This window comes from Streptomyces odonnellii (assembly GCF_000981895.1).
GTDB lineage: Bacteria > Actinomycetota > Actinomycetes > Streptomycetales > Streptomycetaceae > Streptomyces > Streptomyces odonnellii.
On sequence record NZ_LATD01000287.1, the window covers coordinates 1 to 26,790 of the forward strand.

The 26,790-nt window shown below is 71.3% G+C and carries 24 protein-coding genes; 8 read left to right on the forward strand and 16 right to left on the reverse strand.

Annotated features, from left to right (window positions below):
* Positions 1-52: 52 nt before the first annotated feature.
* Positions 53-424, forward strand: coding sequence for a VOC family protein (locus WH07_RS24990; protein WP_046504307.1), 372 nt, complete (start codon positions 53-55; stop codon positions 422-424).
* Between the two features lie 356 nt (positions 425-780).
* Here the strand turns inward: WH07_RS24990 and WH07_RS24995 are convergent, their stop codons facing one another.
* From WH07_RS24995 to WH07_RS25005, 3 genes are all read right to left on the reverse strand, one after another.
* Positions 781-1,956, reverse strand: a complete 1,176-nt coding sequence (locus WH07_RS24995; RefSeq protein WP_046504389.1) for a dipeptidase — start codon at positions 1,954-1,956, stop codon at positions 781-783.
* Between the two features lie 122 nt (positions 1,957-2,078).
* Entirely contained in the window at positions 2,079-2,654 is a 576-nt protein-coding gene (gene purE / locus WH07_RS25000; protein ID WP_046504310.1) for a 5-(carboxyamino)imidazole ribonucleotide mutase, read from the reverse strand.
* Complete coding sequence (locus WH07_RS25005; protein WP_046504313.1) at positions 2,651-3,802, reverse strand: 5-(carboxyamino)imidazole ribonucleotide synthase; 1,152 nt, start codon at positions 3,800-3,802, stop codon at positions 2,651-2,653. Before WH07_RS25005 ends, purE begins: the two co-directional genes overlap by 4 nt.
* A 205-nt stretch (positions 3,803-4,007) precedes the next feature.
* On the opposite strand from WH07_RS25005, the gene WH07_RS25010 reads away from it, so the two are divergent.
* On the forward strand, positions 4,008-4,547 hold the full coding sequence (locus tag WH07_RS25010; RefSeq protein WP_046504316.1) for a GtrA family protein: 540 nt from the start codon (positions 4,008-4,010) through the stop codon (positions 4,545-4,547).
* A gap of 20 nt (positions 4,548-4,567) precedes the next feature.
* Here the strand turns inward: WH07_RS25010 and WH07_RS25015 are convergent, their stop codons facing one another.
* From WH07_RS25015 to WH07_RS25030, 4 genes are all read right to left on the reverse strand, one after another.
* Positions 4,568-5,842: an ATP-binding protein gene (locus WH07_RS25015; protein WP_046504318.1), complete on the reverse strand. Its 1,275-nt coding sequence runs from the start codon at positions 5,840-5,842 to the stop codon at positions 4,568-4,570.
* A 42-nt stretch (positions 5,843-5,884) separates the two neighbouring features.
* Positions 5,885-6,562: a response regulator transcription factor gene (locus tag WH07_RS25020; protein ID WP_046504321.1), complete on the reverse strand. Its 678-nt coding sequence runs from the start codon at positions 6,560-6,562 to the stop codon at positions 5,885-5,887.
* Between the two features lie 240 nt (positions 6,563-6,802).
* Positions 6,803-7,258 carry an ATP-binding protein gene (locus tag WH07_RS25025; RefSeq protein WP_046504324.1) on the reverse strand — a complete coding sequence of 152 codons (456 nt, stop codon included), beginning with the start codon at positions 7,256-7,258 and terminating at the stop codon, positions 6,803-6,805.
* Between the two features lie 250 nt (positions 7,259-7,508).
* Complete coding sequence (locus WH07_RS25030; RefSeq protein WP_046504326.1) at positions 7,509-7,877, reverse strand: STAS domain-containing protein; 369 nt, start codon at positions 7,875-7,877, stop codon at positions 7,509-7,511.
* A 248-nt stretch (positions 7,878-8,125) separates the two neighbouring features.
* Between WH07_RS25030 and WH07_RS25035 the strand changes: the two genes are divergently transcribed.
* On the forward strand, positions 8,126-9,124 hold the full coding sequence (locus tag WH07_RS25035; RefSeq protein ID WP_046504329.1) for an RNA polymerase sigma factor SigF: 999 nt from the start codon (positions 8,126-8,128) through the stop codon (positions 9,122-9,124).
* On the opposite strand, the gene WH07_RS25040 is transcribed toward WH07_RS25035, so the two are convergent.
* Positions 9,096-10,043: a GNAT family N-acetyltransferase gene (locus tag WH07_RS25040; protein ID WP_232789052.1), complete on the reverse strand. Its 948-nt coding sequence runs from the start codon at positions 10,041-10,043 to the stop codon at positions 9,096-9,098. The genes WH07_RS25035 and WH07_RS25040 overlap by 29 nt on opposite strands.
* Positions 10,044-10,369: 326 nt before the next feature.
* On the opposite strand from WH07_RS25040, the gene WH07_RS25045 reads away from it, so the two are divergent.
* On the forward strand, positions 10,370-11,656 hold the full coding sequence (locus tag WH07_RS25045) for a cytochrome P450 family protein (protein ID WP_046504331.1): 1,287 nt from the start codon (positions 10,370-10,372) through the stop codon (positions 11,654-11,656).
* 211 nt (positions 11,657-11,867) lie between these two features.
* Here WH07_RS25045 and WH07_RS25050 read toward each other — a convergent pair whose 3' ends face one another.
* Positions 11,868-12,263 carry a DUF6415 family natural product biosynthesis protein gene (locus WH07_RS25050; protein WP_157877428.1) on the reverse strand — a complete coding sequence of 132 codons (396 nt, stop codon included), beginning with the start codon at positions 12,261-12,263 and terminating at the stop codon, positions 11,868-11,870.
* A 131-nt stretch (positions 12,264-12,394) separates the two neighbouring features.
* On the opposite strand from WH07_RS25050, the gene WH07_RS25055 reads away from it, so the two are divergent.
* A complete protein-coding gene (locus tag WH07_RS25055; protein WP_046504334.1) occupies positions 12,395-13,813 on the forward strand; it encodes a hypothetical protein in 1,419 nt (472 codons plus the stop codon).
* A gap of 107 nt (positions 13,814-13,920) precedes the next feature.
* Here WH07_RS25055 and hutI read toward each other — a convergent pair whose 3' ends face one another.
* From hutI to hutU, 4 genes are all read right to left on the reverse strand, one after another.
* Positions 13,921-15,126 (reverse strand): imidazolonepropionase, encoded by a 1,206-nt coding sequence (hutI, locus tag WH07_RS25060; protein ID WP_079023542.1) that lies wholly within the window; start codon positions 15,124-15,126, stop codon positions 13,921-13,923.
* A gap of 86 nt (positions 15,127-15,212) precedes the next feature.
* A complete protein-coding gene (locus WH07_RS25065; protein ID WP_232789053.1) occupies positions 15,213-16,778 on the reverse strand; it encodes a formimidoylglutamate deiminase in 1,566 nt (521 codons plus the stop codon).
* Entirely contained in the window at positions 16,775-17,977 is a 1,203-nt protein-coding gene (locus tag WH07_RS25070) for an allantoate amidohydrolase (protein WP_046504343.1), read from the reverse strand. The genes WH07_RS25065 and WH07_RS25070 overlap by 4 nt, the downstream gene beginning before the upstream one ends.
* A gap of 140 nt (positions 17,978-18,117) precedes the next feature.
* On the reverse strand, positions 18,118-19,830 hold the full coding sequence (hutU, locus tag WH07_RS25075) for a urocanate hydratase (protein WP_046504345.1): 1,713 nt from the start codon (positions 19,828-19,830) through the stop codon (positions 18,118-18,120).
* A 117-nt stretch (positions 19,831-19,947) separates the two neighbouring features.
* Between hutU and WH07_RS25080 the strand changes: the two genes are divergently transcribed.
* On the forward strand, positions 19,948-21,414 hold the full coding sequence (locus tag WH07_RS25080; RefSeq protein ID WP_079023544.1) for a type III PLP-dependent enzyme domain-containing protein: 1,467 nt from the start codon (positions 19,948-19,950) through the stop codon (positions 21,412-21,414).
* Positions 21,415-21,500: 86 nt separating this feature from the next.
* Here the strand turns inward: WH07_RS25080 and WH07_RS25085 are convergent, their stop codons facing one another.
* From WH07_RS25085 to WH07_RS25095, 3 genes are all read right to left on the reverse strand, one after another.
* A complete protein-coding gene (locus tag WH07_RS25085) occupies positions 21,501-22,061 on the reverse strand; it encodes a hypothetical protein (protein ID WP_046504347.1) in 561 nt (186 codons plus the stop codon).
* A 197-nt stretch (positions 22,062-22,258) separates the two neighbouring features.
* The gene (locus WH07_RS25090) at positions 22,259-23,095 is read right to left on the reverse strand and encodes a MurR/RpiR family transcriptional regulator (protein ID WP_046504349.1); all 837 of its coding nucleotides are present in this window, start codon (positions 23,093-23,095) and stop codon (positions 22,259-22,261) included.
* Positions 23,092-24,807: an aromatic amino acid ammonia-lyase gene (locus tag WH07_RS25095; RefSeq protein ID WP_046504403.1), complete on the reverse strand. Its 1,716-nt coding sequence runs from the start codon at positions 24,805-24,807 to the stop codon at positions 23,092-23,094. Before WH07_RS25095 ends, WH07_RS25090 begins: the two co-directional genes overlap by 4 nt.
* 141 nt (positions 24,808-24,948) lie before the next feature.
* Between WH07_RS25095 and WH07_RS25100 the strand changes: the two genes are divergently transcribed.
* Complete coding sequence (locus WH07_RS25100) at positions 24,949-26,109, forward strand: ABC transporter ATP-binding protein (protein WP_046504351.1); 1,161 nt, start codon at positions 24,949-24,951, stop codon at positions 26,107-26,109.
* Positions 26,106-26,786: an ABC transporter permease gene (locus WH07_RS25105; RefSeq protein WP_046504354.1), complete on the forward strand. Its 681-nt coding sequence runs from the start codon at positions 26,106-26,108 to the stop codon at positions 26,784-26,786. Before WH07_RS25100 ends, WH07_RS25105 begins: the two co-directional genes overlap by 4 nt.
* The last annotated feature ends 4 nt before the right edge of the window (positions 26,787-26,790 follow it).

Consider the following 26,790-nt stretch of genomic DNA (forward strand, 5'->3'; position numbering starts at 1 on the left):
CATAAGCCACACCCGGCCCTCCCGGGCCGCCTAACAACTTACGGAGAACGCCATGGCCATCGCCAAGCTCGGTACCGTCGTCCTGGACTGCCCCGACCCCGTCGCGCTCGCCGGTTTCTACGCCCAGGTGCTGGGCGGCGAGATCGAGGAGGTCGAGGACGCCGGCGAGGAATGGGTGGAGCTGAACGGAACGGGCGGGACGACGCTCGCGTTCCAGCTCGCGCCCGGCTTCGTACCCCCGGCCTGGCCCTCGCCGAACGGCTCGCAGCAGTTCCATCTGGATCTGGACGTCACGAATCTGGACGCGGCGGAGAAGGAGGTGCTGGCCCTCGGCGCGACCGTACTGGACGCGGCGGACCGTACGCGCACCTTCCGCGTCTACGCGGACCCCGCGGGACACCCCTTCTGCCTCTGCGCCGGCTGACGACCGGCTGACAATACGAGCCCGCCGAAGCCGCCCCGGTCACCCCGACCGCCCGGGGGTACGAACATGACCCGGGCTGCCGTCGGTCCGCCTGGGGTGCGGACATGTCCGGGCTGCTGTCGTCGGCCCGGCGAGTGAGCCGAAGGGGCGCGGTCGGTGCCGAAAGGGAGAGCGCGCGCAGGGTCGCGAGGTACGAGTGACCCGAGCACGGTCGACCGTCGGCGCCGACATGTAGCGCCCCGGAGGCGAACCGAGCCACAAAAAAAAAGGGGGGCGCGAGCACGGTCGACCGTCGACAGGGGCTTGAGGCGCCCGGAGGCGAACCGAGCCCTCAAAAAAGGGGGGAACCGAGCCCGTTAAAGAGCCCGCCCGCCGTCCAGTTCCTCCAGCGTCGCCATCGACGGCCCCCGTTCCGACTGTGCCCCCCGTGCCGCCTCCTCCGCCCCACGCAGCGCGCGCACCGCGTTCTGCCACGTCAGCTTGGCGAGATCCGCCGTGGACCACTTGCGGGAGAGGAGTTCCGCGATCAGGTTCGGGTAGCCCGAGACATCGTCCAGCCCGCGCGGGGTGAAGGCCGTACCGTCGAAGTCGCCGCCGATACCGATGTGGTCGATCCCCGCGCACGCGCGCATATGGTCCAAGTGGTCCGCGACCGTGGCCGCCGTGGCGACCGGGCGGGGGTTGGCCGCCTCGAAGGCCTCGTGGATCTTCATCGCCCCGGGCGTGGTGTCCAGCGGGTGCAGCCCGTGCGCCGCCATGTTCTCGTCCGCCGCGCGCGTCCAGTCGACCGCCGCGGGCAGGATGAACTTCGGTACGAAGGTGACCATCGCGACCCCGCCGTTGGCGGGCAGCGACTCCAGTACGTCGTCCGGGACATTGCGCGGGTGGTCGCAGACCGCGCGCGCCGACGAGTGCGAGAAGATCACCGGCGCCTCGGTCACCGCGAGCGCGTCCCGCATCGTCGTGGCGGCGACATGCGAGAGGTCGACCAGCATGCCGGTCCGGTTCATCTCGCGGACCACCTCGCGCCCGAAGGCGGAGAGCCCGCCCACGCCCGGGGCGTCGGTCGCCGAATCCGCCCACGCCACATTGTCGTTGTGGGTGAGGGTCATATAGCGGACCCCCAGAGTGTGGAGGGCGCGCAGGGTCGCGAGGGAGTTGTTGATCGAGTGGCCGCCCTCGGCGCCCATGAGCGAGGCGATCCTGCCGCCGCGCCGCGCGGCCTCCATGTCGTCGGCGGTCAGCGCGCGGACCAGTTCGCGCGGGTAGCGGTCGAGCAACTGGCCGACGACGTCGATCTGTTCGAGCGTCGCGCTGACCGCGTCGTCGCCGGCCTGGTCGGACCGTACGTACACGGACCAGAACTGGCCGCCCACGCCGCCGCGCCGCAGCCGGGGGATGTCCGTGTGCAGTCGGGCGGACTGGTCGCGGGCGATGTCGAGCGCGTCCAGGTCGTAGCGGACCTGCTCGCGCAGCGCCCAGGGCAGATCGTTGTGGCCGTCGACCACGGGGTACTCGGAGAGCAGCGCGATCGCCTCGCCGAGGAACTCGGAAGACCGGTCGGCGGAAGGGGAAGCGGCGGTAGGGGGAGCGGCGGAAGAATCAGCGGAGGTGGGAGCGGGGGGCCGCGTGGCGTCCTGGGCGTTCACAGCCGTCACCTTCCGAATCCGAAGTGGTCCGCGCCCTCGGCCTTGGCGCGCAGCCGCTTTCCCTTCTCCGTCGCCTGATCGTTCAGGTCCTGCTGGAACTCCCGCATCCGGACCCGCAGTTCGGGGTCGTGGGCCGCGAGGATACGGGCGGCCAGCAGCCCCGCGTTCCGGGCGCCGCCCACCGAGACCGCCGCGACCGGCACCCCGGCCGGCATCTGCACGATGGACAGCAGCGAGTCCATCCCGTCGAGGTACTTGAGCGGTACGGGAACGCCGATCACCGGCAGCGTGGTCACCGAGGCCAGCATGCCCGGCAGATGCGCCGCGCCGCCCGCGCCCGCGATGATCGCCTTCAGCCCGCGCCCGGCGGCCTCCTCGCCGTACGCGATCATCTCGCGCGGCATCCGGTGCGCGGAGACCACGTCGACCTCGTACGGGATCTCGAACTCGTGCAGGGCCTTCGCGGCGGCCTCCATGACGGGCCAGTCGGAATCCGAGCCCATGACGACGCCGACGAGCGGCCCGGCCGGCGGTTCCACGGCCGGTCCCGGGTGCGGAGGTCCGGCGAGAGAAGAACTCATTCTGTGATCGTTCCTCGGAGGTAGCCGGCGGCGTGACGGGCGCGCTCCAGCACGTCGTCCAAGTCGTCGCCGTAGGTGTTGACATGACCCACCTTGCGGCCGGGCTTCACGTCCTTGCCATACATATGGATCTTCAACTGCGGGTCGCGGGCCATGCAGTGCAGATACGCGGCATACATGTCGGGGTAGTCGCCGCCGAGGACATTGCACATGACCGTCCAGGGCGCGCGCGGGCGCGGATCGCCGAGCGGCAGGTCGAGCACGGCCCGTACATGGTTGGCGAACTGCGAGGTGATCGCGCCGTCCTGGGTCCAGTGGCCCGAGTTGTGCGGGCGCATCGCGAGTTCGTTGACGAGGATGCCGGGTGTCCCGTCCTCGCCGCGCACCTCGAACAGTTCCACCGCGAGATGGCCGACGACCCCCAGCTCGGCGGCGAGCCGCAGCGCGAGCCGCTGGGCCTCGCCGGCCAGTTCGTCCGGCAGCCCGGGCGCGGGGGCGATGACCGTGTCGCACACGCCGTCGACCTGCCGCGACTCCACCACCGGATAGGCCACGGCCTGTCCGTGCGGGGAGCGGACTATGTTCGCGGCCAGCTCCCGTACGAAGTCGACCTTCTCCTCGGCGAGCACCGGCACCCCGGCCCGGAACGGCTGCTCGGCGTCGCTCTCCGACCGTACGAGCCAGACGCCCTTGCCGTCGTAGCCGCCGCGCACCGTCTTGACGACCACCGGGAAGCCGCCCACCTCGGCCGCGAAGGCAGCGACATCCGCGGGGTCGGCGACGATCCGGTGACGGGGGCAGGGAGCGCCGAGCTCGGTGAGGCGGGCGCGCATCACGCCCTTGTCCTGGGCGTGCACCAGCGCCTCGGAACCCGGTCGTACGGGGATGCCGTCCGCCTCCAGTGCCCGCAGATGCTCGATCGGGACATGTTCGTGATCGAAGGTGATCACGTCACAATCGCGCGCGAAGTCACGCAGCGTGTCCAGATCGCGATGGTCGCCGATGACGACCTCGCTCACCACCTGGGCCGCGGAGTCCTGGGGGGTGTCACTGAGGAGCTTGAATCTGAGGCCGAGGGGGATGCCCGCCTCGTGGGTCATACGGGCGAGCTGACCGCCGCCGACCATGCCGACTACCGGGAACGTCACGCACCCAGGGTATCCGCAGCCGGCGGAACCGGACCGCGAGCGCGTCCGCGGCCCCCGCGGCACCGCGCCGACGAGCCCGTTCGTCACCCGCTGCGAGCTGTTACGTACCGTCGCTTTACGTAACGTACGGTCGCTCAGGCGGCCGTGAGACGCGCTGGTTAGCATGGTCGGAACTGACGTCGACCGGACGGGGCTGAGCGGGCATATGAGCGAACGGGGCGCACTCCGCGTGCGACTGGACCGGCTCGTACGCGAGGTGGCCAAGTTCGGGGCGGTGGGCGGCGCGGGCCTGCTGGTCAATCTGCTGGTCTTCAATCTCGTACGGCACACGACCCAACTGCCGGTGGTACGGGCGAGTGTCCTGGCCACGATCGTGGCGATCGCCTTCAACTACGTGGGCTTCCGCTACTTCACGTACCGGGACCGTGACAAGAACCGCCGTACGAAGGAGCTTTCGCTCTTCCTGCTGTTCAGCGCGGCCGGTCTGGTGATCGAGAACGGCGTGCTGTACACCGCGACATACGGATTCGGCTGGGACGGCCCGCTCCAGAGCAACGTGTTCAAGTTCCTGGGCATCGGTGTCGCCACGCTCTTCCGTTTCTGGTCGTACCGCACCTGGGTGTTCAGGACCCTGCCCGGTACGGAGCCGGCGGCGGCCACCGCGCAGACCCGGGCATCGGGGGCAACGCCCACGAGGTATGTGCGCGCAAGGGACCGGGCACTGGCACGTCAGCGGCGGTCCTGACCCGGCGGACCCCGGCCGGCTCAGCGGACCGGGCGGTCCTGATCCTTCTGCGCCTTGCGCGTACCGGCCTCCCGGCTCAGGAACAGCGCGAAGACCGGCGGCTGCTGCTGGAGCAGTTCCAGCCGCCCGCCGTCCGCCTCGGCCAGATCGCGGGCCACGGCCAGCCCGATCCCGGTCGAGTTGCGCCCGCTGATGGTCCGCTCGAAAATACGCGCCCCGAGGTCGGCCGGTACGCCGGGGCCCTCGTCGGTCACCTCGATCACGGCCTGGTTTCCGGTGACCCGGGTGCGCAGGGCGACCGTACCGCCGCCGTGCATCAGTGAGTTCTCGATCAGCGCGGCCAGCACCTGCGCCACCGCGCCCGGGGTGCCGACGGCCCGCATGCCCTGCCGGCCCGAGCAGACGATGGCGCGCCCGGCGCTGCGGTAGGCCGGGCGCCACTCCTCGATCTGCTGCTTGACGACCTCGTCGAGATCGAAGGCGACGGCCGAGCCGGTCCGCGGGTCGCGGGCATTGGTGAGCAGCCGCTCCACCACATCGGTCAGCCGCTCCACCTGGGCCAGCGCGATCATCGCCTCCTCCTTCACGGTGTCCAGGTCATCGGTGGCGGAGATCTCCTCCAGCCGCATGGACAGCGCGGTCAGGGGCGTACGGAGCTGATGCGAGGCGTCCGCGGCGAGCCGCCGCTCGGCCGTGAGCATGCGGGCGATGCGCTCGGCGCTGGAGTCGAGGACATCGGCGACCCGGTCCAGCTCGGGCACCGCGTACCGCCGGTGTCTGGGGCGCGGGTCGCCCGAGCCGAGGCGCTCGGCGGTCTCCGCGAGATCGGTGAGCGGGGAGGCCAGCCTGTTGGCCTGCCGTACGGCGAGGAGGACGGCGGCGACGACGGCCAGCAGGGCGACCGCGCCGATGATCAGCAGGGTTCTGCCGACCTCTCGGGTGATGGCGGAGCGCGCCTCCTCGACGACGACGGTCTCGCCCTCCTCGCCCACGGCCCTGCCGCGGATGACACTGCCGGCGGGGCGCTCCCCGATCTCGACGGGGGCCCGCCCGGGGATCTCGATCCTGGCGTACCGGGTCGCGTCGATCTGCTCGGACAGGACCTTGGCGGAGATGCTGTCGCCGCCGAGAAGCCGGCTGTCGACGATGCTCACCAGTCGCCCGGCCTCGTAGTTCACGCTCTCCTGGGCGCTGCTGCTGATCGTCCGGGTCTCGACGATGACGAGCGACACTCCGAAGACCGCGATGACCACCAGGACGACGGCGAGCGTGGAGCTGATCAGACGACGGCGCATGGTGCCCTCCGGGCGGGGTGGTGCGGTGACGGCCCGAAGGCGTCAGCTCTTCTCGAAACGGAAGCCGACGCCCCGCACCGTGGCGATGTAGCGCGGATTCGCGGCATCGTCGCCGAGCTTCTTCCGCAGCCAGGAGATGTGCATGTCCAGGGTCTTGGTCGAGGACCACCAGGTGGTGTCCCAGACCTCACGCATGAGCTGGTCACGGGTGACGACCCGGCCGGCGTCCCGCACGAGGACCCGCAGCAGGTCGAACTCCTTGGCGGTGAGCTGGAGTTCCTCGTCGCCCATCCAGGCTCGGTGGGACTCGACATCGATCCGTACGCCATGGGTGGCGGGAGCGGGTACGGGGTCGGCGGCGCCGCGGCGGAGCAGCGCCCGTACCCGCGCGAGCAGTTCGGCGAGCCGGAACGGCTTGGTCACATAGTCGTCGGCCCCGGCGTCCAGGCCGACCACTGTGTCGACCTCGTCGGCGCGGGCGGTCAGCACCAGGATCGGTACGGCGTGGCCCTCGGCACGCAGTCTGCGGGCGACTTCGAGGCCGTCCATACCGGGCAGGCCCAGGTCGAGGACGACCAGATCGACACCGCCCTGGAGGCCGGCGTCCAGCGCGGTCGGGCCGTCTTCGCGGACCTCGACCTCGTAACCCTCCCGACGCAGGGCACGGGCCAGCGGCTCCGAGATGGAAGCGTCGTCCTCGGCGAGCAGTACACGGGTCATGGGGTGATGGTAGTCCGCGGAGGGCAGCCCCCGGGCCGCGTGTACCGAGCCGGCCAGGAACGATCCCGGTACGGGTCGGTGTACGGATCGCCGTACGGATCACTCGGCCCGGTGTCGGCCACGGCGCCGGCCCGGGCGGCGCGGCCGGGCCCGGGTGTGCACGTTCACATTCGCGTACGTGCCCTCACCGGGCCGTGTCCGGCACATCCCGTCCGGCGCGGTCCGGGCCGTATACGCGCGTCACGCCGGAGGCGCGGCCAGCTCCGCCCACACCGTCTTGCCCGCCGCGCCGGGAGTCCTCAGCACGCCCCAGTCCAGGCAGAGCCGCTGGACGATGAACATGCCGTGCCCGCCGGGCCGTCCCGCGCGGTGCGGGGTACGGGGCGCCGGCTGTCCCGTACCGCGGTCGGTGACCTCCAGCCGCAGCACCTTGGCCGTACAGCTCACCCGCAGCCCCTCGGGCCCCTCGGTGTGCAGACAGGCGTTGGTCACCAGCTCGGACACGACCAGCAGGACGTCCTCCGCCGCCGCCCGCCGGTCCGCGGTCGAGGCGGGGAGCCATCCCCAGTCGTGCAGCGCCTGGCGGGTGAAGTCGCGCGACAGCGGGACGACACCGCTGGCACCGAAGAGCGCGAGCGTCCGCTCCCGCGGCTCGGGGCCGAGGTCGCCCGGCTGAGGCTGCCGGGTGGTGCTCATCAGCGCTTCACCTCACCGATTCACCAGTTCGCGAGTTCATCGACACAGAACTTCATCCACACATCCGCGCATCTGCCACATCCACACATCCGCGCAGGACATCAGCACAGAGAGAAGTACATCACTACAGAGAGTGCGGGTTCCCGTGCGGCCTGCCCGGGATCTTCTGCCCGTCCGAATCGTGACAACACCCACTTCTCCCGTGAGAGAAAGGTGTCCGGTCGCGATGGACGGGAAGAAGGGCCCCGGCTCAGTCGGCCAGGGCGTCTTCGAGCGTGTCGTGCACGGTGAAAACGGCATCCGCGCCGGTGATCTCGAAGACCCGCGCCACGACGGGCAGCATGCCGGCCAGATGAACCCCTCCCCCGGCGGCGTCCGCCTTCAGGCGGGCACCGAGCAGCACATTGAGTCCGGTGGAATCACAGAACTCCAGCTCAGAACAGTCGATGACCAGCCGCGCCCGGCCGCGCCCGAGGGCGTCGTCCAGGGGCGCCCGCAACAGCTCCGCCGTGTGGTGATCCAGCTCACCCGCCACGGCCACTATCTCGCTCCGGCCCTCGGTCCTGACCTCGACGCGGAGCCGGCCCCGGTTCGTGCTGCCGACCGTCTGGCGGTCCATGCCCGTCCTCTTCGCCGTTGTCGGATGTGCCGGATGAGGGTCGCGGATGGGGTCTGTCACCTGCCATCGCCGATCGAACTTTACGCCTTTCATCCGGCCACCGGTACTCGAAGTCCCCCTCAATACGGACAAATTAAGCAATTTACACTTGCAACGGCGGGAAGGAGCGGGTAGGGCTAGAAGGCCAGGAGAGACACACCCGACCGACCATCGGCGGCCCCCACACGCCGAGAACGATGGAGGAGACCATGTCACCCCGGCTCGACGCATCGCGTACCCCCCACGCGCCGTCGGCAGCGAAGCTCCCCGTACGACAGGCCACCGTGCGGCGGATCCCCGCGCAGCACGCCCCCGCGCCCGGACATCCGTCCACGGACACCGGTACGGCCACCGAGGATCCCGCCGGTCCGGAGAATCCGGCCGCTCCGGAGGATCCGGCCGGTCTGGAGGGCCTGCCCGAGATCCCGCCCTTCGACGAAGTCCGCGCCATGGACGCGCGGGCCCTGTCCAAGACCCTCTTCGCCCGGCTGGAATCCCTCGAAGAGGGCACCCACGAGTACGCGTACGTCCGCAACACCCTGGTCGAACTCAACGTCGCCCTGGTCAAGTTCGCCGCGGGCCGGTTCCGCGGCCGCAGCGAGCCGATGGAGGACATCGTCCAGGTCGGCACGATCGGGCTGATCAAGGCCATCGACCGGTTCGAGCTGAGCAGGGGCGTCGAGTTCCCCACCTTCGCGATGCCGACCATCGTCGGCGAGATCAAACGCTTCTTCCGCGACACCTCGTGGTCGGTGCGTGTGCCGCGCAGACTCCAGGAACTCCGGCTCGATCTGGCGCGGGCCGGCGACGAGCTGTCCCAGCGGCTGGACCGCGCTCCGACCGTCACCGAACTCGCCGACCGCCTCGGCATCTCGCACGAGGAGGCCGTCGAGGGCATGGCGGCGAGCAACGCGTACACCGCGAGTTCGCTCGACGCGCAGTCGGAGGAGCACGAGACCGAGGGCGCGCTCACCGACCGGATCGGCTACGAGGACCATGGCCTCGAAGGCATCGAGTACGTCGAGTCGCTGAAGCCGATGATCGCGTGCCTTCCGCAACGGGACCGTAAAATCCTCTCCCTCCGCTTTGTCGCCAATATGACCCAGTCGGAGATCGGTGAGGAACTGGGCATCTCGCAGATGCATGTGTCCCGGCTGCTCTCCCGCACCCTCACCAGGCTCAGAGAGGGCCTGACGCTGGAGGAGTAGCACCGGCGCCTGCCCGGGACCCCGCCCGCCGCTGCCCGGCGCCCCATTGACGGGGCGTCCGGTATGGGACACATTGAGCCCGGGGCAGGGGGGACCCGTATGGCTCTTGGTGTGCGCTCAACACATGCCGCGCAGACGGCACATGGTCCGTACGCCGCGCTGGAGAGGCTGATGCGTGAGCGCCTCGGCCGGGAGTGTGTGTACATGCCCTCATGCCGTCTGGGGCTCGCTCCGCCGCGTACAGCACGGAGAGCACCCCCGAGCAGCCCGGTGTCCTGGTCCGGGCCAACTGCCGTACGAGTGCGCTGATCCACTCCTTGGCGAACCGGTCGCGCCGACCCGTCCTGCGGTACTGCGCGGACTTCCACTCCATGAGGGTGCGCAGCGCCGCCGGATCGCGTTCGTCGAAGACGAAGCGGACCGCGCCCGCCTGGCGGCCGAGCCTGCGCTCCTTCGCGGCCGTCGTCCTGAAGAACTTGGGCGACCGGGCGCGCAGCCCCGCCGCATACGCCTCGTACCCCTCGCGGACATCGATGACCGGGGACTCGAACTCCTCGGCCGCCGAAGGCACGAACAGCTCCTGGCCCGCCTCCAGATTGTCGAACTCCCAGGCGGAGAGCGAGCATGCCTTCAGCAGTTCCGGCGCCGGCAGCCGCAGGCCGGCACGGCACACGGCCCCCTGCGCGTCGGACGCTCCGGAGCCGATGGCCCTGCCCTGCCCCAATGGGCCCGTCTCATACGGGAAGAAGCCGACGGGTTCGCCGTACCCCTGCCCGTCCGCGCCGCCGTACCCATCCCTGTACGCGACCCCGTGTCCGGATCCGTCCCCGCCCTCCCGTATGACGGCGACGCGCGCCGTGGGCCGCACGCTGCCGACGGCACGGGCGAACTCCGGTTCCATGAAGGGGCTCGCGGGCACCCCGGAACTGGCCCGTAACGCGCGCCAAGCCGCGATCTCGGTCTCGTCCAGCTCCCCGGCGCGGTGATCCGAATGCGCGCCCGACCGCGCGCGGCACTGCGTACCTCACTCATTTCGACCCCCCGTTCCCCAACCCCACCGAAAGGACGGTACCGACCCAAATCGCTCCCGGACAGACCATGGCGGCCATTCGCCAGAGGCCGAACAACTACTGTCCGAAGCGGCCCGATCGCTCATAGGATCGACCCGCAGGAATGGTTCCAGGACTCACGTGACCGCACAGCTCGCTCGCCCGGGAGGAGGTTCCCTTGACCGCGCCACACCGCATGGATCCGGCGGGCGGTTGTCCGCATGCCGCCAATGCCGCGCTGCTCACAGAGGGTGCCGTGGCCCGGGTCGTGCTCCCCGGCGGCATACCCGCGATGGCCGTGCTCGGGCACGAGGCGCTGAAGGAGTTCACCGGCCACCCGGATGTCGCGAAGGGCCCCGAGCACTTCACGGCGCTGCGGGAGGGGCGGATTCCGGACGGCTGGCCGCTGAAGACCTTCGCGACCGTACGGGGCATGACGACGGCGGACGGAGCGGACCACCGGAGGCTGCGCTCACTGGTGAGCACGGCGTTCACCGCGCGGCGGGTGGAGGCGCTGCGGCCGCGGATCGAGGAGCTGACCGACGAGCTGCTGGACGGCCTGGCCGCGGCGGCGGCCGGCGCGAGCGGTGGTGTGGTCGATCTGCGTGAACGCTTCGCGCTTCCGCTGCCCATGAATGTGATCAGCGAACTGCTGGGCGTGGACGTGGAGTTCAGGGACCGGCTGCATGCCCTGTCGACCGACCTGGTGCGTACGGACATAGGCCCCGAGGAGGCGATGACGGCCAACCGGGAGATGGTGGCGGTGCTGGGCGCGGTGCTGGCCTCGCGGAGGGCGGAGCCGGGCGACGACCTGACGAGTGCGCTGATAGCCGTACGCGCTGAAGCAGCGGAGGCGGCGGAAGCCTCGAAGACCCAGGAAGCCTTGGAAGCGGCCCCGGATGCGGCCGGACGTGCGGGCGCCGACCGGCTGAGCGAGTCCGAACTCCTCGGCACACTCCTCCTGATGATCGTCGCGGGGCATGAGACCACCCTGAACCTGATCACCAACGCCGTCCGCGCGCTCTGCTCCCATCGCGAGCAGCTCGATCTGCTGCTGACGGGCCGCGCCGACTGGGCGGACGCGGTGGAGGAGACCCTGCGCTGGGACAGTCCGGTGAGTTACTTCCCGTTCCGCTATCCGACCCGCGATCTGACCGTGGCCGGCACGCTGATCCCGCGCGGCACCCCGGTCCTGGCCGGTTATTCGGCGGCCGGCCGCGACCCGTCGGCCCATGGGCCCGACGCGGACCGTTTCACTCTCACCGGCCGCCCGTCATCCGCCACGACCCGTCATCTCTCATTGGGGCATGGCGCGCACTACTGCCTGGGAGCACCGCTGGCGAGGCTGGAGACCACGATCGCCCTGAGGCGGTTGTTCACCCGCTTCCCCCACCTGAAGGTAGCGGCCGAGGAAGCGGAACTGCCGCGTCAGCGGAGCTTCGTGGGCAACAGCGTGAGCGAACTGCCCGTGACGCTGGGGTAGTCCGGGCAGTCGGTCCCCAGTTCGGTCCGGGTGATCAGTCAGCTCACGTACTCATCCGACTGTACTCATCTCGGGTGGTCATGGACGTCATGGACAGGTGCGGACACCCCTGGCCCCGGACGTCATAGCCGCAGTCCCACGGCCAGCGCGATCGTCAGTCCGAGCGTGCAGACCGCCACGACGAACCAGGTCTGGTGCTTCGCCTCAGGAGTCATGGCCGGCCTCGCCCTTCGCGCTCACGCAGATAGTCCATGAATGTGCGGCACATCCGGGCCAGGGCGCGCATGTGCATCCAGTTGGCCATGGCCCCGTGGCCTGCGCCGCTCTCGGTCAGGTCGTACCAGTCCTTGAGCGCGCCCTTGGCCCGTACCGAGTGCTCCGCCTCGGGGACGGTCTTGACAACGCCCACGAGCCGCGCTCCATGGGCGATGAGCCGGTCGGTGAGATCGGCGATCTCCCCCGGCGGCGGCATCAGACGGTGAGGGGCCAGGGCGCGGTCGGCGTCAAAGGCGATCGCGTCAAAGGCCACGGTTATGGCGATGGCATCGTGGGCCATGGCCTCGGTGTGCGCGTTTTCGTCTGTGCTGCCGGCTCTGTGGTCTGTCACTGTGGTCACCCTGGCCCCCGTCTTCGTGTGATCGGCGTCTACGAAGAGAAAACCGCGTTATCAGCCTTCACGAGTACCGTGGAAGAAGGTCTGAGAATGAAAGCCATGAACGCACTGGGGGAGTTGAGAGCATGGCGAGTAACTCACGCACACCCAATACCGGGCTGGCCTGCCTGCTTGAGCAGGCGAAGTGGTCCCGTTCACAATTCGCACAGATCATCAACCGCATGGGGGCGGAAGCTGGTCTCGAACTCCGTTACGACCAGTCGGCGGTGTCTCACTGGGTCGCGGGCACCATGCCGAAGGAGCAGGTCAGGCCCCTGATACTGGAGGCGTTCGCCCGCAAGCTCAACCGGCCGGTGACCCACTCGGAAGCCGGTCTCGTAGTGGCTTCGACCGGCCATTCCGCAGCTCGAACGGCTTCGCACAGCTCTGCAGAAACGTCGATTCACACCTCGCCGACGGGCCCCGACCAGGCCCGTGTCAACACTCTTGAAGAACTTGTGGACATGGGGCGGGCGGACATGGATCCGTCGCGTCGTGGCCTGATCGCGGCGGGTCTGTTCTCGGCCGCCGTGGTCGTACCGCTTTTTCCCGATCTGGCGCAGGCCGCCACACCGCCGCCGGCCGCCCCGGGGAAGCGGACGGTCCGGATCGGCGCGCCGCAAGTGCAGGCCGTACGCACGATGACGGACCGGATCGCCAACATCCTGGATGAACTCGGGGGCGGTCACGCGCGCCCGATGGCCGCCGCGTTCCTGGTGAACACGGTGATGCCATGGCTGAAAGCGGAGGCCGCGGAAGGGGTGCGGAACGACATGCTGGCCGCCGCGTCCGATCTCGTCTACCTGACGGGGTGGATGGCGATGTACGAGCGCGCGCACGGTCTGGGGCAGCGGTACTACCTCAGGGCGCTCGAACTGGCGGGTGCCGCCGGGGATCACGTCACGTACTGCCGCACCCTGCGCGGCATGTCACTCCAGGCGTCGAATCTGGGGTACGGAAGACGCGCCCTGGAACTCGCCGACTCGGCCGCCGAGGCCTCCCCGAAGGCGGAGCCGCGCCTTCAGGCGTTTCTGTCGGGGCAGCAGGCCCATGCCGCCTCGATGGTCGGCGACAAGCGCCAGGCCTTCACGCGACTGCGCGAGACCGAGACCGCCCTGACCAAGGCGGACAACCGGCGCGATTCGATCGGCGGTTACGACCAGACCGCCTATCTCTTCCATGTGTCGCACGTGCTCTACGAGTTCAAGGATCTGCCGGGGTCGATCTCGGCGCTCCAGCAGTCGTTGAAGGCACAGCAGAAGAACGAGCGCCAGGGCAGGGTGCACTTCCTCGCCGTGCTGGCCCAGCGCCAGTTGGAACTCGGCCATCTTGAGGCCGCGTGCGGAAGCTGGTGGCAGTTCCTGGACGACTACGAACACGTGTCCTCGGCACGTGGAGACGAGCACTTCGAAACGATGCGGCGGCGGCTGAAGCCGTACGCGAAGACGCGCGCGGTGCAGCGGCTGCGGCCGAGGATCGACGAGGTCGCCGTACTGAAAGGGTGACTTGAATTGGCCGCTCCGACGACGCCGGTTCCGGGTCGGCGGACCGGCGTCGACGGGTCAGGAAGCAGACGGGCCAGGGGGCAGATCGGCGGCGGTGCGTCTGTGCGTCAGTGCGTACGGTTACCGCGCTGCCAGACGGAGGAGACGAGGGGGACTCCCGGGCGGTAGGCGAGATGGACATGGCTCGGGGCGTCGAGAAGGACGAGATCGGCGCGGGCGCCGGGGGTGATACGGCCGATGTCCTGGCGGCGCAGGGCCGCCGCGCCGCCCGCGGTGGCCGACCAGACCGCCTCGTCCGGGGTCATACCCATGTCCCGCACGGCGAGGGCGATGCAGAACGGCATGGACGAGGTGAAGGACGAGCCCGGATTGCAGTCGGTGGAGAGCGCGACGGTCGCGCCCGCGTCGAGCAGGCGGCGGGCGTCCGGCCAGGCGGCGCGGGTGGAGAACTCCGCGCCGGGGAGCAGGGTGGCCACGGTGCCGCTGTGGGCGAGGGCGTCGATGTCGGCGTCGGTGAGATGGGTGCAGTGGTCGGCGGAGGCGGCGTCCAGTTCGACGGCGAGCCGGACACCGGGGCCGTAGGAGAGCTGGTTGGCGTGGACGCGGGGGTGCAGCCCCCTGGCCAGGCCCGCGGCGAGGATCGCGCGGGCCTGGTCGCCGTCGAAGGCGCCCTCCTCGCAGAAGACATCGATCCAACGGGCGTGCGGGGCGCAGGCGTCGAGCATCTCGCCGGTCACGAGGGCGACATACGCGGCGGGGTCGTCCGCGTACTCGGGCGGGACGATGTGCGCGCCGAGGTAGGTGACCTCCTCGGTGCGCTCGCGGGCGATACGGAGGGCGCGGGCCTCGTCCTCGACGGTCAGGCCGTAGCCGGACTTGGTCTCCAGGGTGGTGGTGCCCTGGCGCAGCGCCTCGCCGAGATAGCGCGCGACATTAGCGTCCAGCTCGGCGTCGGTGGCGGCACGGGTGGCGGCGACGGTGGTGCGGATGCCGCCTGCGGAGTAGGCGCGTCCGGACATCCGGGCGTTGAACTCCTGGGTGCGGTCGCCCGCGAAGACGAGATGGGAGTGGGAATCCACGAAGCCGGGAACGGCGGCCCGGCCGCCCGCGTCGACGGCGTTGTCAGTGGCGGGTGCTTTGCTTGATTCACCGACCCAGACGATGCGGTCGCCGTCGATGACGACGGCCGCGTCCTGGATCAGACCGATGGGGGTTCCGTCACCGAGGGAGGGGTCGTTGGTGACCAGAGTGGCGATGTTAGTGATGGCGGTGGTCGTCGTGGCCGTGGTGGCGGCCGTGGTGGGGCTGCTCATGGCGGGGGTGCTCTCCTCCGGCGGCTTCGGCAGCCGCGTCACGGGCGCGGTGGGGCGTGTCGGCGGTACGGACGGTACGGGCGGGGTCAGCCGCGCAGGGCTCCGACGGCCGTGGCGAGCGCCGCGGGCACGTCGGGGACAAGGGAGTGGACTCCGTCGCGTACGAGATGGCGGCCGCCCACGATCGTGTGGCGTACGTCCGCCGCGGAGGCGGCGAATACGGCGGTCTCCGCTCCGAGCCGTGGCAGCGGTCCCGCTGTTCTGACCGAGTCCAGCGCGATCGTCGCGAGATCCGCGAGCGCGCCGGTCTCGATCCGGCCCGCCTCCGGGCGCCCGAGCGCCGCGTGGCCGCCCGCGGTGGCGGCGTGCAGGAGAGCCGCCGCGGTCCAGTGGCCGCGGGTGCGGGAGCGCAGCCGCTCGTTGAGCTCCATGGCACGGGCCTCTTCGAGGATGTCGATCACGGCATGGCTGTCGCTGCCCAGCGACAGCGGCGAGCCCGCGCGCTGGAGGCGGCCCGCGGGACCGGTGCCGTCGGCCAGATCGCGTTCCGTGGTGGGGCACATACAGGTGCCGGTACGGGCGGTGCCCAGCAGGGCGATGTCCTCGTCGGCGAGATGGGTGTTGTGGACGCCGGTGGTGCGGGCGCCCAGGACACCGTGGTCGGCGAGGAGCCGGGCAGGGGTACGGCCGTGCACGGCCAGGCAGGCCTCGTTCTCGGCGGTCTGCTCGGAGAGATGGACATGGAGCGGGGCCCGGCGTGCCTCCGCCCATGCGGCGACGGTGGCGAGCTGGTCCGCGGGGACGGCGCGTACGGAGTGGATGGCCGCGCCGATCAGGGCGTGGTCGCTGTCCTTGAGCGCGGAGGCGCGCTCTGCCCAGGCGTCGGCGGTGCCGTCGGAGAAGCGGAGCTGGTGGCGCTCGGGCGGTGCCCCGCCGGCCCGCTTGGTGATGGCCGAGGAGAGATAGGCGGTGTCGAGGAGCGTGATGCGGATCCCGGCCTCGGCGGCGGCGGCGATCAGGGCCTCGCCCATCGCGTTCGGGTCGGTGTAGGGCGTGCCGTCCGGCGCGTGATGCAGATAGTGAAACTCACCGACGGCCGTGATGCCGGCCAGCGCCATCTCCGCGTACACGGCGCGGGCCAGCGCGTGATACGAGTCGGGGGTGAGCCGCGCGGCGAAGCCGTACATGACATCGCGCCAGGTCCAGAAGGTGCCGGAGCCGACCTGGACGGTGGAGCGCAGGGCGCGGTGGAAGGCGTGGGAGTGGGCGTTGGCCAGGCCGGGCACGGTCAATCCGCGCAGTACGGCCGCGCCGGGGGGCGGGGTGGTGACACCGGTGCGTACCTCGGTGATGCGCCCGTTCCCGGTGTTGACGCGGACGGCGACGCCCGGTTCGACATGGCTGTCGAGCCAGGCGTGTTCCAGCCAGTAGGTGACTCCGGGCGCGCCGGGTGTGTCCTGGGCCGGGCGGGGGTCGGGGGCGTCCCCGGTGCCCCGGGTGACCTGGGTGACCTGGGTGGCCTCGGCGATCTCGCCGGGCACCGTGATCCGGGTCCGCCCGGGTGCCGCGGTGGGCCGCGCGGGCCTGGACTGGGCCACCGCCCGGGGGGTGTCCGGTGCCGCCGCTCGTGCTGCCGGTGCCGGGTGCGTCATGTGCACGCGAGTCCTTCCAGTACGTCGGCGAGTGCCAGGATCCCGGCCACGCAGTCGTCCTCGGCCGCGGACTCGGCCGGGGAGTGCGAGACGCCGGTCGGGTTCCGTACGAACAGCATGGCGGTGGGGATGGAGCCGGACAGAATACCCGCGTCATGTCCCGCGCCCGTGCCGAGCACCGGGACGGGGGCGCCGGTGCGGTGGCTCAGGATCCGGCCGAGTTCGTCCCGCAGGGCGTGCTCGAATTCGACGACGGGGGTGAAGGACTCGCGTACGACCCGCAGATCGACACCGGCCCGCTCGGCACGGTCGCGGGCGGCGGCCTCGATCCCGGCGACCACGGTGTCCAGCACGGACTGGTCGGCGGCGCGGGAATCCAGCCAGCCACGGACGAGGGAGGGGATGGCGTTGACTCCGTTGGGCTCGACGGAGACCTTGCCGAAGGTGGCGACGGCTCCGGCGAGTTCCGCCTCGCGCCGGGCGGCGAGGACGGTCTCGGCGTATGTCAGCATCGGGTCGCGGCGGTCGGCGAGGCGGGTGGTGCCCGCGTGGTTGGCCTCGCCGTGGAAGTCGAACCGCCAGCGGCCGTGCGGCCAGATCGCGGACGCGATACCGAGGGGATCGCCGGAGAGGTCGAGGGCGCGGCCCTGTTCGACATGCAGCTCGACGAACGCGCCGATACGGGCGAGCCGTTCGGGGTCGGGCCCGATGGCGGACGGGTCGTAGCCCGCGCTCTCCATCGCCCGGGGCAGCGGGACACCGTCGGCGTCGCGCAGCTCCTGGGCCCGGTCGGCGGTGAGCTGTCCGGCGGTGAGCCGGGAGCCGACGCAGGCGAGCCCGAAGCGGGCGCCCTCCTCGTCGCCGAAGTTGGCGATGGCGACCGGCCTGGTGAACCGCGCTCCCCTGCGGCGCAGTTCATCGAGCGCGGCGAAGGAGGACACCACTCCGAGCGGTCCGTCGAAGGCGCCGCCGTCCGGTACGGAGTCGAGATGCGAGCCCGTGACGACGGCGTCGCCGGCTAGCGGATCACCAAGCCAGGCCCACTGGTTGCCGTTCCGGTCGACCTCGTATCCCAGCCCCCGGCTCTCGGCCTGCGCCCGGAACCATGCCCGGGAGTCGGCATCGGCACCGGTCCACGCGTAACGGCGGTAGCCGCCGCTGCCGGAGTCCCGCCCGAGCGGCGCGAGTTCGCGCCACATCTCATGAAAGGAGGCACCTCGTGCCACTGACTCCTCGCCCTGACGGGCATGGCGAGACCCAGCTCCGGCCGCCGTCCCGGCGGCCACCGCTCCCGCGCCCGGGGTCGTACCGCCCGGGGCCCCGGAAATCGCCTCGGAGGTCATGCCCGGCCGTCCTGGGGCGCGGCCGCGACGGTGGCGCTTTCACGCATCGGGATACGGACCTCGCGGTTCTCGGCGACCGATTCCGCGAGGTCGTAGCCGGCGTCGACATGGCGGATGACGCCCATGCCGGGGTCGTTGGTGAGGACGCGGCGGATCTTCTCGCCCGCGAGCCGCGTGCCGTCCGCGACGGTGACCTGGCCCGCGTGGATCGAGCGGCCCATGCCGACGCCCCCGCCGTGGTGGAGGGAGACCCAGGAGGCACCGGAGGCGACATTGACCATGGCGTTGAGCAGGGGCCAGTCTGCGATCGCGTCGGAGCCGTCGAGCATCGCCTCCGTCTCGCGGTACGGGGAGGCGACCGAGCCGCAGTCGAGGTGGTCGCGGCCGATGACGACCGGTGCGGCGAGTTCACCGGAGGCGACCATGTCGTTGAAGCGCTCGCCCGCCTTGTCGCGCTCGCCGTAGCCGAGCCAGCAGATCCGGGCGGGCAGGCCCTGGAAGTGGACGCGCTCGCCCGCCAGGGTGATCCAGCGGCGCAGCGACTCGTTCTCCGGGAAGAGATCGAGGATCGCCTTGTCGGTCTTGTGGATGTCGGACGCCTCGCCGGACAGGGCCGCCCAGCGGAACGGTCCCTTGCCCTCGCAGAACAGCGGCCGGATATAGGCGGGTACGAAGCCGGGGAAGGCGAAGGCCCGGTCGTATCCGGCGAGTTGGGCCTCGCCGCGGATGGAGTTCCCGTAGTCGAAGACCTCGGCGCCCGCGTCCATGAAGCCGACCATCGCCTCCACGTGCCGGGCCATCGACTCCCGGGCGCGCCGGGTGAAGTCGGCGGGCTTCGAGGCGGCGTACGAGGCCATGTCGTCGAAGTCGACGCCGGTCGGCAGATACGCCAGCGGGTCGTGCGCCGAGGTCTGGTCGGTGACGATGTCGATCGGGGCGCCCTCGGCGAGCATCCGGGGCAGCAGCTCGGCCGCGTTGCCGAGCAGTCCGATGGAGAGCGGCCGGCGCGCGTCGCGCGCCTCGGTCGCGAGCTGGAGGGCGTGCGCCAGGTTGTCGGCCTTCACATCGAGATAGCGGTGTCCGATACGGCGCTCGATGGCGCGCGGGTCGCAGTCGATACAGATCGCCACCCCGCCGTTCATGGTCACTGCCAGCGGCTGGGCACCGCCCATCCCGCCCAGCCCGGCGGTGAGGGTGATCGTGCCCGCCAGCGTCCCGTCGGCTCCGCCCTTGCCGCTCGCGTGCAGCTTGGCGGCGACGGCGGCGAAGGTCTCATAGGTGCCCTGGAGGATGCCCTGGGTGCCGATGTAGATCCAGGACCCGGCCGTCATCTGCCCGTACATGGTGAGCCCCAGGGCTTCGAGGCGCCGGAACTCCTCCCAGTTCGCCCAGTCGCCGACCAGATTGGAGTTGGCGAGCAGCACGCGCGGCGCCCACTCGTGGGTCTGCATCACACCGACCGGACGGCCGGACTGGACGAGCATCGTCTCGTCCTGCTTGAGCGTGCGCAGCGTACGGACCATGGCGTCGAAGGAGCGCCAGTCGCGGGCGGCCTTGCCGGTGCCTCCGTAGACGACGAGTTTGTCGGGGTGTTCGGCGACCTCGGGGTCGAGGTTGTTCTGGAGCATGCGGAGGGCGGCTTCCTGCTGCCATCCCAGGGCGCTCAGTTCCGTACCGCGCGGTGCCCGTACGGGTCGGGGTCCCGACATGGCGATGTCGCCTCCTCGATATCGATCGGATGTTGGCTGATCTATTCACATCCTGTCCGGATGAATAGTTGTAGTCAACCGGTGCGTGGCCGCCCGCCGGATGATTGGCTGGAGCCCATGGCCTCGGTTCAGCACAACAGCCGGAACACGGATCACGGCACACGACACGGCGCGGACACCCGTACCGGCGCGGAAGCTCGTACCGACAGCGCGGATGCCCGTACCGGCGCCGCCGCGCGCCGGGACCTGGCGGTACGGGCCGCCGTGGCGCAGGGGCTGGTCAGCGAGGCCGAGCCGGTCGTGGCGCTGCTCGATGTGGCCGGAATCCGCTTGTCCGCCGCCGCGCTCCGCGCCGCCTTCGACGAGGTCACCGCGCCCGGCACCCCCGTGCTGCACGCCTTCGCCGTGAAGGCGACCGCGCTCGTGCCCGTACTGCGTCTGCTGGACGAGGAGCGCATCGGAGCCGAGGTCGCCAGCCCCGGCGAGCTGGCGCTCGCGCGCGCGGCGGGGATCCCGGCCGGGCGCACCGTCCTCGACTCCCCCGCCAAGACCACCGCCGAGCTGCGCCAGGCCATCGCCCTCGGGATCGCGGTCAACGCCGACAATCCGCAGGAGCTGGACCGTATCGACGCCCTGGTCGGCCGGGGCCCGGTCGCCTCGCCCTTCGGGCTGCGGGTCAATCCGCAGATCGGGGGCGGTGCGATCGGGGCGCTGTCCACCGCGACCGCGACCTCGAAGTTCGGCGTCGCGCTGCGCGACGAGGGCGCCCGCGCCTGGGTCGTACAGGCATATCTCGACCGCCCCTGGCTCACCAGGCTGCACACCCACTCCGGCTCGCAGGGTCTGCCGCTGGAGCTGATGGCGCGGGGCGTACGGGAGGTCCACGGCCTGGCCGAGGAGATCAACGCGGCGGCCGGGCGGCGGCAGATCGACACGATCGACATAGGCGGCGGCCTCCCGGTCAACTTCGCCTCCGACGAGGTGACGCCGACGTACGCGGAGTACGCCCGGCTCCTCAAGGACACCGTCCCCGGACTGCTGGACGGGCGGTACGGACTGGTGACCGAGTTCGGCCGCTCCCTGCTCGCCAAGCACGGCACGGTCCTCGCGCGGGTCGAGTACGCCAAGTCCGCCGGGGGCCGCCCCATCGCGGTGACGCACGCGGGCTCGCAGATCGCGGCTCGTACGGTCTACAACCCCGCGTCCTGGCCGCTGCGGATCGCCGCGTACGACGCGGAGGGACGGCCCAAGCCGGGGCCCGACGTGGCTCAGGACATCGCGGGCCCGGCCTGTTTCGCGGGCGACCTGCTGGCCGAGAACCGCCCGCTGCCGCTGCTGGAGCAGGGCGATCTCGTCGCCGCGCTGGACACCGGGGCGTACTACTTCACCAACCACTACGCCTACAACAGCCTTGTCAGGCCAGGCGTCCAGGGCTTCACGGTCCTGCCGCAGCACGGCGGTGCGGAGCCGGGCGGCGCGGTGCGCTTCATGACCGTACGGGCGTCGCAGACGGCCGACGAGATCGTCGGGGAGTCGGGCGGCGCGTACGCGGACGCGCTGCTTCGGGGTGCGTCCGGCGCTTGAGGCCCGGCGCCGCTAGACGCCCGCCGCCGCTTGACGCCCAGCGCCGCTTGAGGTCGGCTCCTTGACGCCCAACGCCTGAGGGCGCCTCAGCGGCGGCTGCCGCCCGGGGCCGCGTCGCCGGCGCCGACGCCCGTCACCCGGTAGCCCTTGACACGCTTGCCGACCGGCGCGCCCGTACCGGCCCAGTCGGTCCGTACCCACAGCAACTGGTCCTCACGGCGCTCGCGCCGCCCCAGCCAGCCGGCCTTGAGCCAGAGCCCGGCACCCGCGCCCGCCAGGGCGAGACCGCCGGCGGCGGGCAGCGCCAGCGAACTCGCGACGGCGGCCAGGAAAGCGGCCAGCAGCCACCAGCGGTGCGCCCGCCGCCAGTTCCGCGCGGTCACGGCGCGGTCCTGGAGGAAGTCGTACGTGCCGGCCCGCTCGGCACGCTCCGCCCACGCGGTGTACCGGCCGCGCCGCACGAGGGCGACAGCGGCGGCGCACACCACGAAGAGCACGGCCCCCGCGTAGACGCCGATCCTGCGGCCGGTCAGCCCGGGCAGCAGCACGCCCACCGCGGCGGCCGCCACCCCGAGCCACCACAACGGGACCGCACCGGCCCGTACGATCACTGCCACGCGTGCCAGAGACTGCCCTCCACGCCCCACTGCCCGCCTCCTCATACCTGGAGCCTCGTACCGGCCCGTACTGGCAAGTTTGGCGGGCAGACTAATGACGTTCTCTGAACATTTCCTGAGAACGGCGAGATTCCAGCAGGCTTCGGCCACGCCGGGACCGGTCCGGCACCCGGCCGACCACCCGGCACCCTGCCGACGCCCCGCCCCCGCTACTCCGGCTACTCCCGCTACTCCGCGAACAGCCCCCGTGCCGCCGCCCGCGCGTCGAACTCCTCCAACCGCGCCTGCGCCTCCGGCAGCCCGTCGCACATCGCCTCCAGCAGCATCCGCCCCAGCAGCATCGGCGCGCACGCCGTGTCGAAGGCGAGCCCGGTGCCGACGGCCGCCGGGATCAGCAGATCGCTGTGCTTGGCGACGGGCGCGAAGGCCGAGTCGGCGACCGTCACCACCGTCAGCCCGGCCGCCCTGGCGTACGCCAGCGCGTCCACGACCTCCTTGGGGTGGCGCGGCAGCGCGAAGCAGAGCAGGGTGCTCGCACCCGCGCCGCGCGCGCCGTCGATCCGGTCGGCGAGCATCGTGCCGCCCTCGTCGAGCAGCCGTACGTCCGGATGGACCTTGGCCGCGAAGTACGCGAAGCCGCGCGCCTGCGAGGACGCGGCACGCAGCCCGAGCACCGGCAGCGGACGGGAGGCGGCGAGGAGCCGGCCGGCCCGTTCGACGGGACCGGGGTCGGCGAGCAGCTCGGCGAGCTGCCGCAGATTCTCGATCTCGCCGCGTACGGCCTGCTGGTACTCGTTGCGGTCGGCCTCGCCCGCCGTCGGCGTGCCGGGCGCGACCTCGCGCAGATGCCTGCGCAGGGCCGGATAGCCGTCGAAGCCGAGGGCCACCGCGAAGCGCGTGACGGACGGCTGGCTGACTCCGGCCAGTTCGGCGAGTTCGACGCTGGACAGGAACGGCGCGTCCCCGGCCCGCCGCACCATGCTGTGCGCGATGCGCCGCTGGGTGGGGGTCAGCCGGTGGCCCTCGAAGAGCTGCTGAAGTCGGGCGGCAGGGCTGTCGCTCATGCGATCCCCCTTGTCTGATCGGTACTCGTGCGGGTGGTGGCGGCGATGCTCGTACGCGCGGACTCGGCGGCCAGTTCGGTGAACCGGTCCAGCAGCGCGGCCGCCGCCGTCACATCATCGGTCAGCGGACGGTCGCCGACCTCCTCGTCGAGTACGGTCTCGGCCAGCGCGAAGGCCTGCCCGGCCGGCAGTCCGGGCTCGGGACGGAGTCCGCGCTGGCGCAGGGCCCGTACGGCGGCGACGAGTTCGCAGCCGACGACCAGCCGGTACGCACTCCCCGCCCGCAGCGTCTGACGCGCCGCCAGCGAGGCGAAGCTGGCCTGCTCCTCCACGCCCCGGGACAGTACCGCGTGGCCCAGCGAGGCGGGCGCCGAGTACGCCCGCAGATCACCGAGGGCCGCCCCGGCCGCGTATTCCAGGATCATCACACCGGAGCTGGCCGGCTCGGCGTCGGCGAGGAAGGGCCGCAGCCGGGTGAGGGCGGGCTCGTTCAGCGCGGAGAGCCGGGAGGTGGACAGCCGCGCGGTCTGCACCAGCGAGAGCCTGAAATGGTCCAGCGCCAGGGCGAGTTGGGCGAGATAGAAACCGCCGTGGTGGTACGCGGCGGGCACCGGGTCTGCCTCCGTGCCCGGACAGATCAGCGGGTTCTCGGCAGCCGAGTTGATCTCGACGGAGAGGACGCGCTCCAGCGCGTCCGCGGCGTCGCGCGCGGGACCGTGTATCTGTGGCACGCAGCGGAAGCCGTACGGGTCCTGGATCCGGCCCAGCGGCGGGCCCGGCCGCTCGGGGGCGCCGAGATAACGCCGCATGTCGGCGGCGACGGCGTACGAGCCGGGGTGGCGGCGGGCGGCGTGCACGGGCTCCGCGTACGCCTCGTACGAACCGTCGACGGCCAGCAGGGAGAGCGCGGCGACCAGTTCGGTGGCGGCCACGAGGCCGCGCAGCTCGTGCAGGGCGAGGGCGGACTGACCGAGGGTCAGGGCGTTGCTGCTGATCAGAGCGAGGGCGTCATTGTTGTCCAGCGGCTGGGGCGCCGGGACCTGCCGGCCGCCATCGGCCGGAACCCGCCCGCCACGTTCGACCGGGCCCCGTTCGCCACCGCCGCCGGCCGCGTGGCCGTGCCGCCCGCCGTACTCCCGGTATCCCCCGTACTCCCCGTACTCCCACGCCTGCTCCCACGGGTGTTCCCCGACGAGCGCGAGGCCCATCTGCGCGAGGGCCGCGATGTCGCCCGTGCCGACCGAGCCGTACTCGTTGACGACCGGGTACGCGCCGGACTCCAGCGCCTCGCACAGCGCGGTGACGACGGTCGGGCGCAGCCCCGCGCCGCCGGCCAGAAGCTGATTGGCCCGTACGGCGAGCATGGCGCGGACCTGCCGGGCGGGCAGGGGCTCGCCGATGGCTCCGGCATGGCTGCGCAGCAGCCGCAGCCCGTGGTCGGCGGCGGCCTCGGTGGGCACGGCCTCGGTGCGGTTGGCGCCGACGCCGGTGGAGCGCCCGTACACCCGGCCCGAGGCCGCCAGTTCGCGGGCGGCGTGCCAGCTCTGCTCGACGCGCTTCATCGCCTCGGTGCCGGGTACGGGACGTGCGGCGCCGTCCGCGAGCCGGACGACATCGGCGACCGGGAGGCTCTGTCCGTCCAGAACGACGAGGGAGGTCCCTGCCGGGGCAGGTGCATGCCCACTCGACGGGTCCACCATGTGGGACGACATCATGCGCGAACGCCTCCATTCCGGACGTTACATCTCACCCCGCGACCACCAGTAACGAGTGATTTACCTCGGGGCATTGACAATCTATTCAGCCACCAAGAACTCTGCATGACTATATGCAGGCCGGGCAAGGGACGACTGATGATCAGATTCGACGCGGTGAGCAAACGCTTCCCCAACGGCACCACGGCGGTTCACGACCTCACCCTGGAGTTTCCGGAGGGCGGGATCACCGTCCTGGTCGGTTCCTCCGGATGCGGTAAGACCACCACGCTCCGCATGATCAACCGGATGGTCGAGCCCACCTCGGGCACCATCCGGCTGGGCGGCCGGGACGTCCTGGAGCAGGACGCCGCCGAACTGCGGCGCGGTATCGGCTATGTCATCCAGCAGTCGGGGCTCTTCCCGCACCGCACGGTCCTCGACAACATCGCGACCGTGCCGCTGCTGCTGGGCTGGGGCCGCAGAAAGGCCCGTACGAGAGCGGCGGAGCTGCTGGAGACGGTCGGGCTGACGGCGGAGGCGGGCAAGCGCTACCCGCACCAGCTCTCGGGCGGCCAGCAGCAGCGGGTCGGGGTGGCCAGGGCGCTGGCGGCCGATCCGCCGGTGCTGCTGATGGACGAGCCGTTCGGCGCGGTGGATCCCGTCGTGAGGACCCAGCTCCAGGACGAACTGCTGCGCCTCCAGAAGGAGCTGAACAAGACCATCGCCTTCGTCACGCACGACATCGACGAGGCGGTACGCCTCGGCGACCGGATCGCGGTGTTCCGTACGGGCGGGCATCTCGTCCAGTGCGCCTCGCCCGCGGAGCTGCTCGCCCGTCCCGCCGACGGATTCGTCGCGGACTTCCTCGGCGCGGAGCGGGAGCTGAAGCTGCTGTCGCTGACGACACTGGCCGAGGTGCCGGTGGAGCGGGCGCGGGTGGTACGGGAGGGGGAGCCGGCGCCGCGGGCGGACGGCGGGCCGTATCTGGTGGTGTCGGCGGGGAACGAACCACTGGGCTGGCTCGATCCGGAGCCGGGCGGCTCCGGGGTGCCGGTGCCGGTGCGGCCACTGCGTGACACGGACTCGCTGCTCGCCGCGCTGAACGAGTCGATCGCGTCCCCGACGGGGCTGATCGCGCGCGTCGACGCCAAGGGTGTCCTGACGGGGGTCACCGCGCGCGAAACGATCCACGAGCACGCGGGACGGAGCCATCGCGAGGCGTCGAAGGGGACGGCGGAAGCAGCCGCACCCCCGGAAGCAGCCACGCCCCCGGGGGCCGGCACCAGCACCGGCCCGACCCGGGGCGGGGCCGTATGACCTTCGAATGGGGCTGGATATCCGATCACGAGGGCGATCTGGCCACCCTCACCCTCTCCCATCTCCAGGCCGCCCTCACCGCCGTACTCCTCGGTCTGCTGATCTCCCTCCCCCTCGCCGTCCTCGCCCATCGCGTGCGCCCCCTGCGCGGCTTTCTCCTCGGGCTCTCCAACGTCCTGTTCACGATCCCGTCCATCGCCGTCTTCGTCCTCCTGCTGCCGGTCTCTGGGCTGACCAGGACCACCACCGTCATCGGCCTGACCATCTACACCCTGGTCGTACTGCTCCGGAACACGGTCGAAGGACTCGACTCCGTGCCCGCCAAGGCCCGCGAGGCCGCGATCGCCATGGGCACCGGACCGCTGCGCACGCTCCTCACCGTCGAACTGCCGCTGGCGCTCCCGGTGATCATGGCCGGGGTACGGATCGCCACCGTCATGTCGATCTCGCTCGTCAGCGTCGCCACATACATCGGCGACGGCGGCCTCGGGCAGCTCTTCACCGACGGTTTCCAGCGGGACTTCCCGACCCCGGTGGCGGTGGGCGTGGTGCTGACCCTGCTGCTCGCACTGGTCGCGGACACGCTGCTGGTGGCCGTGCAGTACGTCCTCACCCCCTGGCGGAGACAACCCGGGCGGGCCGGGCGGCAGGCGCGCCCGGCGCGCGGAAGCGCCTGACACA

Excerpts from the sequence above, each read along its gene's own strand:
- WH07_RS25100 (WP_046504351.1), top strand. The coding sequence starts at position 24,949 with ATGATCAGATTCGACGCGGTGAGCAAACGCTTCCCCAACGGCACCACG.
- WH07_RS25015 (WP_046504318.1), bottom strand. The coding sequence starts at position 5,842 with ATGCGCCGTCGTCTGATCAGCTCCACGCTCGCCGTCGTCCTGGTGGTC.
- WH07_RS25095 (WP_046504403.1), bottom strand. The coding sequence starts at position 24,807 with ATGTCGTCCCACATGGTGGACCCGTCGAGTGGGCATGCACCTGCCCCG.
- WH07_RS25105 (WP_046504354.1), top strand. The coding sequence starts at position 26,106 with ATGACCTTCGAATGGGGCTGGATATCCGATCACGAGGGCGATCTGGCC.
- WH07_RS25065 (WP_232789053.1), bottom strand. The coding sequence starts at position 16,778 with ATGACGCACCCGGCACCGGCAGCACGAGCGGCGGCACCGGACACCCCC.
- WH07_RS24990 (WP_046504307.1), top strand. The coding sequence starts at position 53 with ATGGCCATCGCCAAGCTCGGTACCGTCGTCCTGGACTGCCCCGACCCC.
- WH07_RS25090 (WP_046504349.1), bottom strand. The coding sequence starts at position 23,095 with ATGAGCGACAGCCCTGCCGCCCGACTTCAGCAGCTCTTCGAGGGCCAC.
- WH07_RS25020 (WP_046504321.1), bottom strand. The coding sequence starts at position 6,562 with ATGACCCGTGTACTGCTCGCCGAGGACGACGCTTCCATCTCGGAGCCG.
- WH07_RS25010 (WP_046504316.1), top strand. The coding sequence starts at position 4,008 with ATGAGCGAACGGGGCGCACTCCGCGTGCGACTGGACCGGCTCGTACGC.
- hutI (WP_079023542.1), bottom strand. The coding sequence starts at position 15,126 with ATGAGCAGCCCCACCACGGCCGCCACCACGGCCACGACGACCACCGCC.
- WH07_RS25045 (WP_046504331.1), top strand. The coding sequence starts at position 10,370 with ATGGATCCGGCGGGCGGTTGTCCGCATGCCGCCAATGCCGCGCTGCTC.
- WH07_RS25055 (WP_046504334.1), top strand. The coding sequence starts at position 12,395 with ATGGCGAGTAACTCACGCACACCCAATACCGGGCTGGCCTGCCTGCTT.
- WH07_RS25035 (WP_046504329.1), top strand. The coding sequence starts at position 8,126 with ATGTCACCCCGGCTCGACGCATCGCGTACCCCCCACGCGCCGTCGGCA.
- WH07_RS25030 (WP_046504326.1), bottom strand. The coding sequence starts at position 7,877 with ATGGACCGCCAGACGGTCGGCAGCACGAACCGGGGCCGGCTCCGCGTC.
- WH07_RS25070 (WP_046504343.1), bottom strand. The coding sequence starts at position 17,977 with ATGTGGCGCGAACTCGCGCCGCTCGGGCGGGACTCCGGCAGCGGCGGC.
- WH07_RS25080 (WP_079023544.1), top strand. The coding sequence starts at position 19,948 with ATGGCCTCGGTTCAGCACAACAGCCGGAACACGGATCACGGCACACGA.
- hutU (WP_046504345.1), bottom strand. The coding sequence starts at position 19,830 with ATGTCGGGACCCCGACCCGTACGGGCACCGCGCGGTACGGAACTGAGC.
- purE (WP_046504310.1), bottom strand. The coding sequence starts at position 2,654 with ATGAGTTCTTCTCTCGCCGGACCTCCGCACCCGGGACCGGCCGTGGAA.
- WH07_RS25025 (WP_046504324.1), bottom strand. The coding sequence starts at position 7,258 with ATGAGCACCACCCGGCAGCCTCAGCCGGGCGACCTCGGCCCCGAGCCG.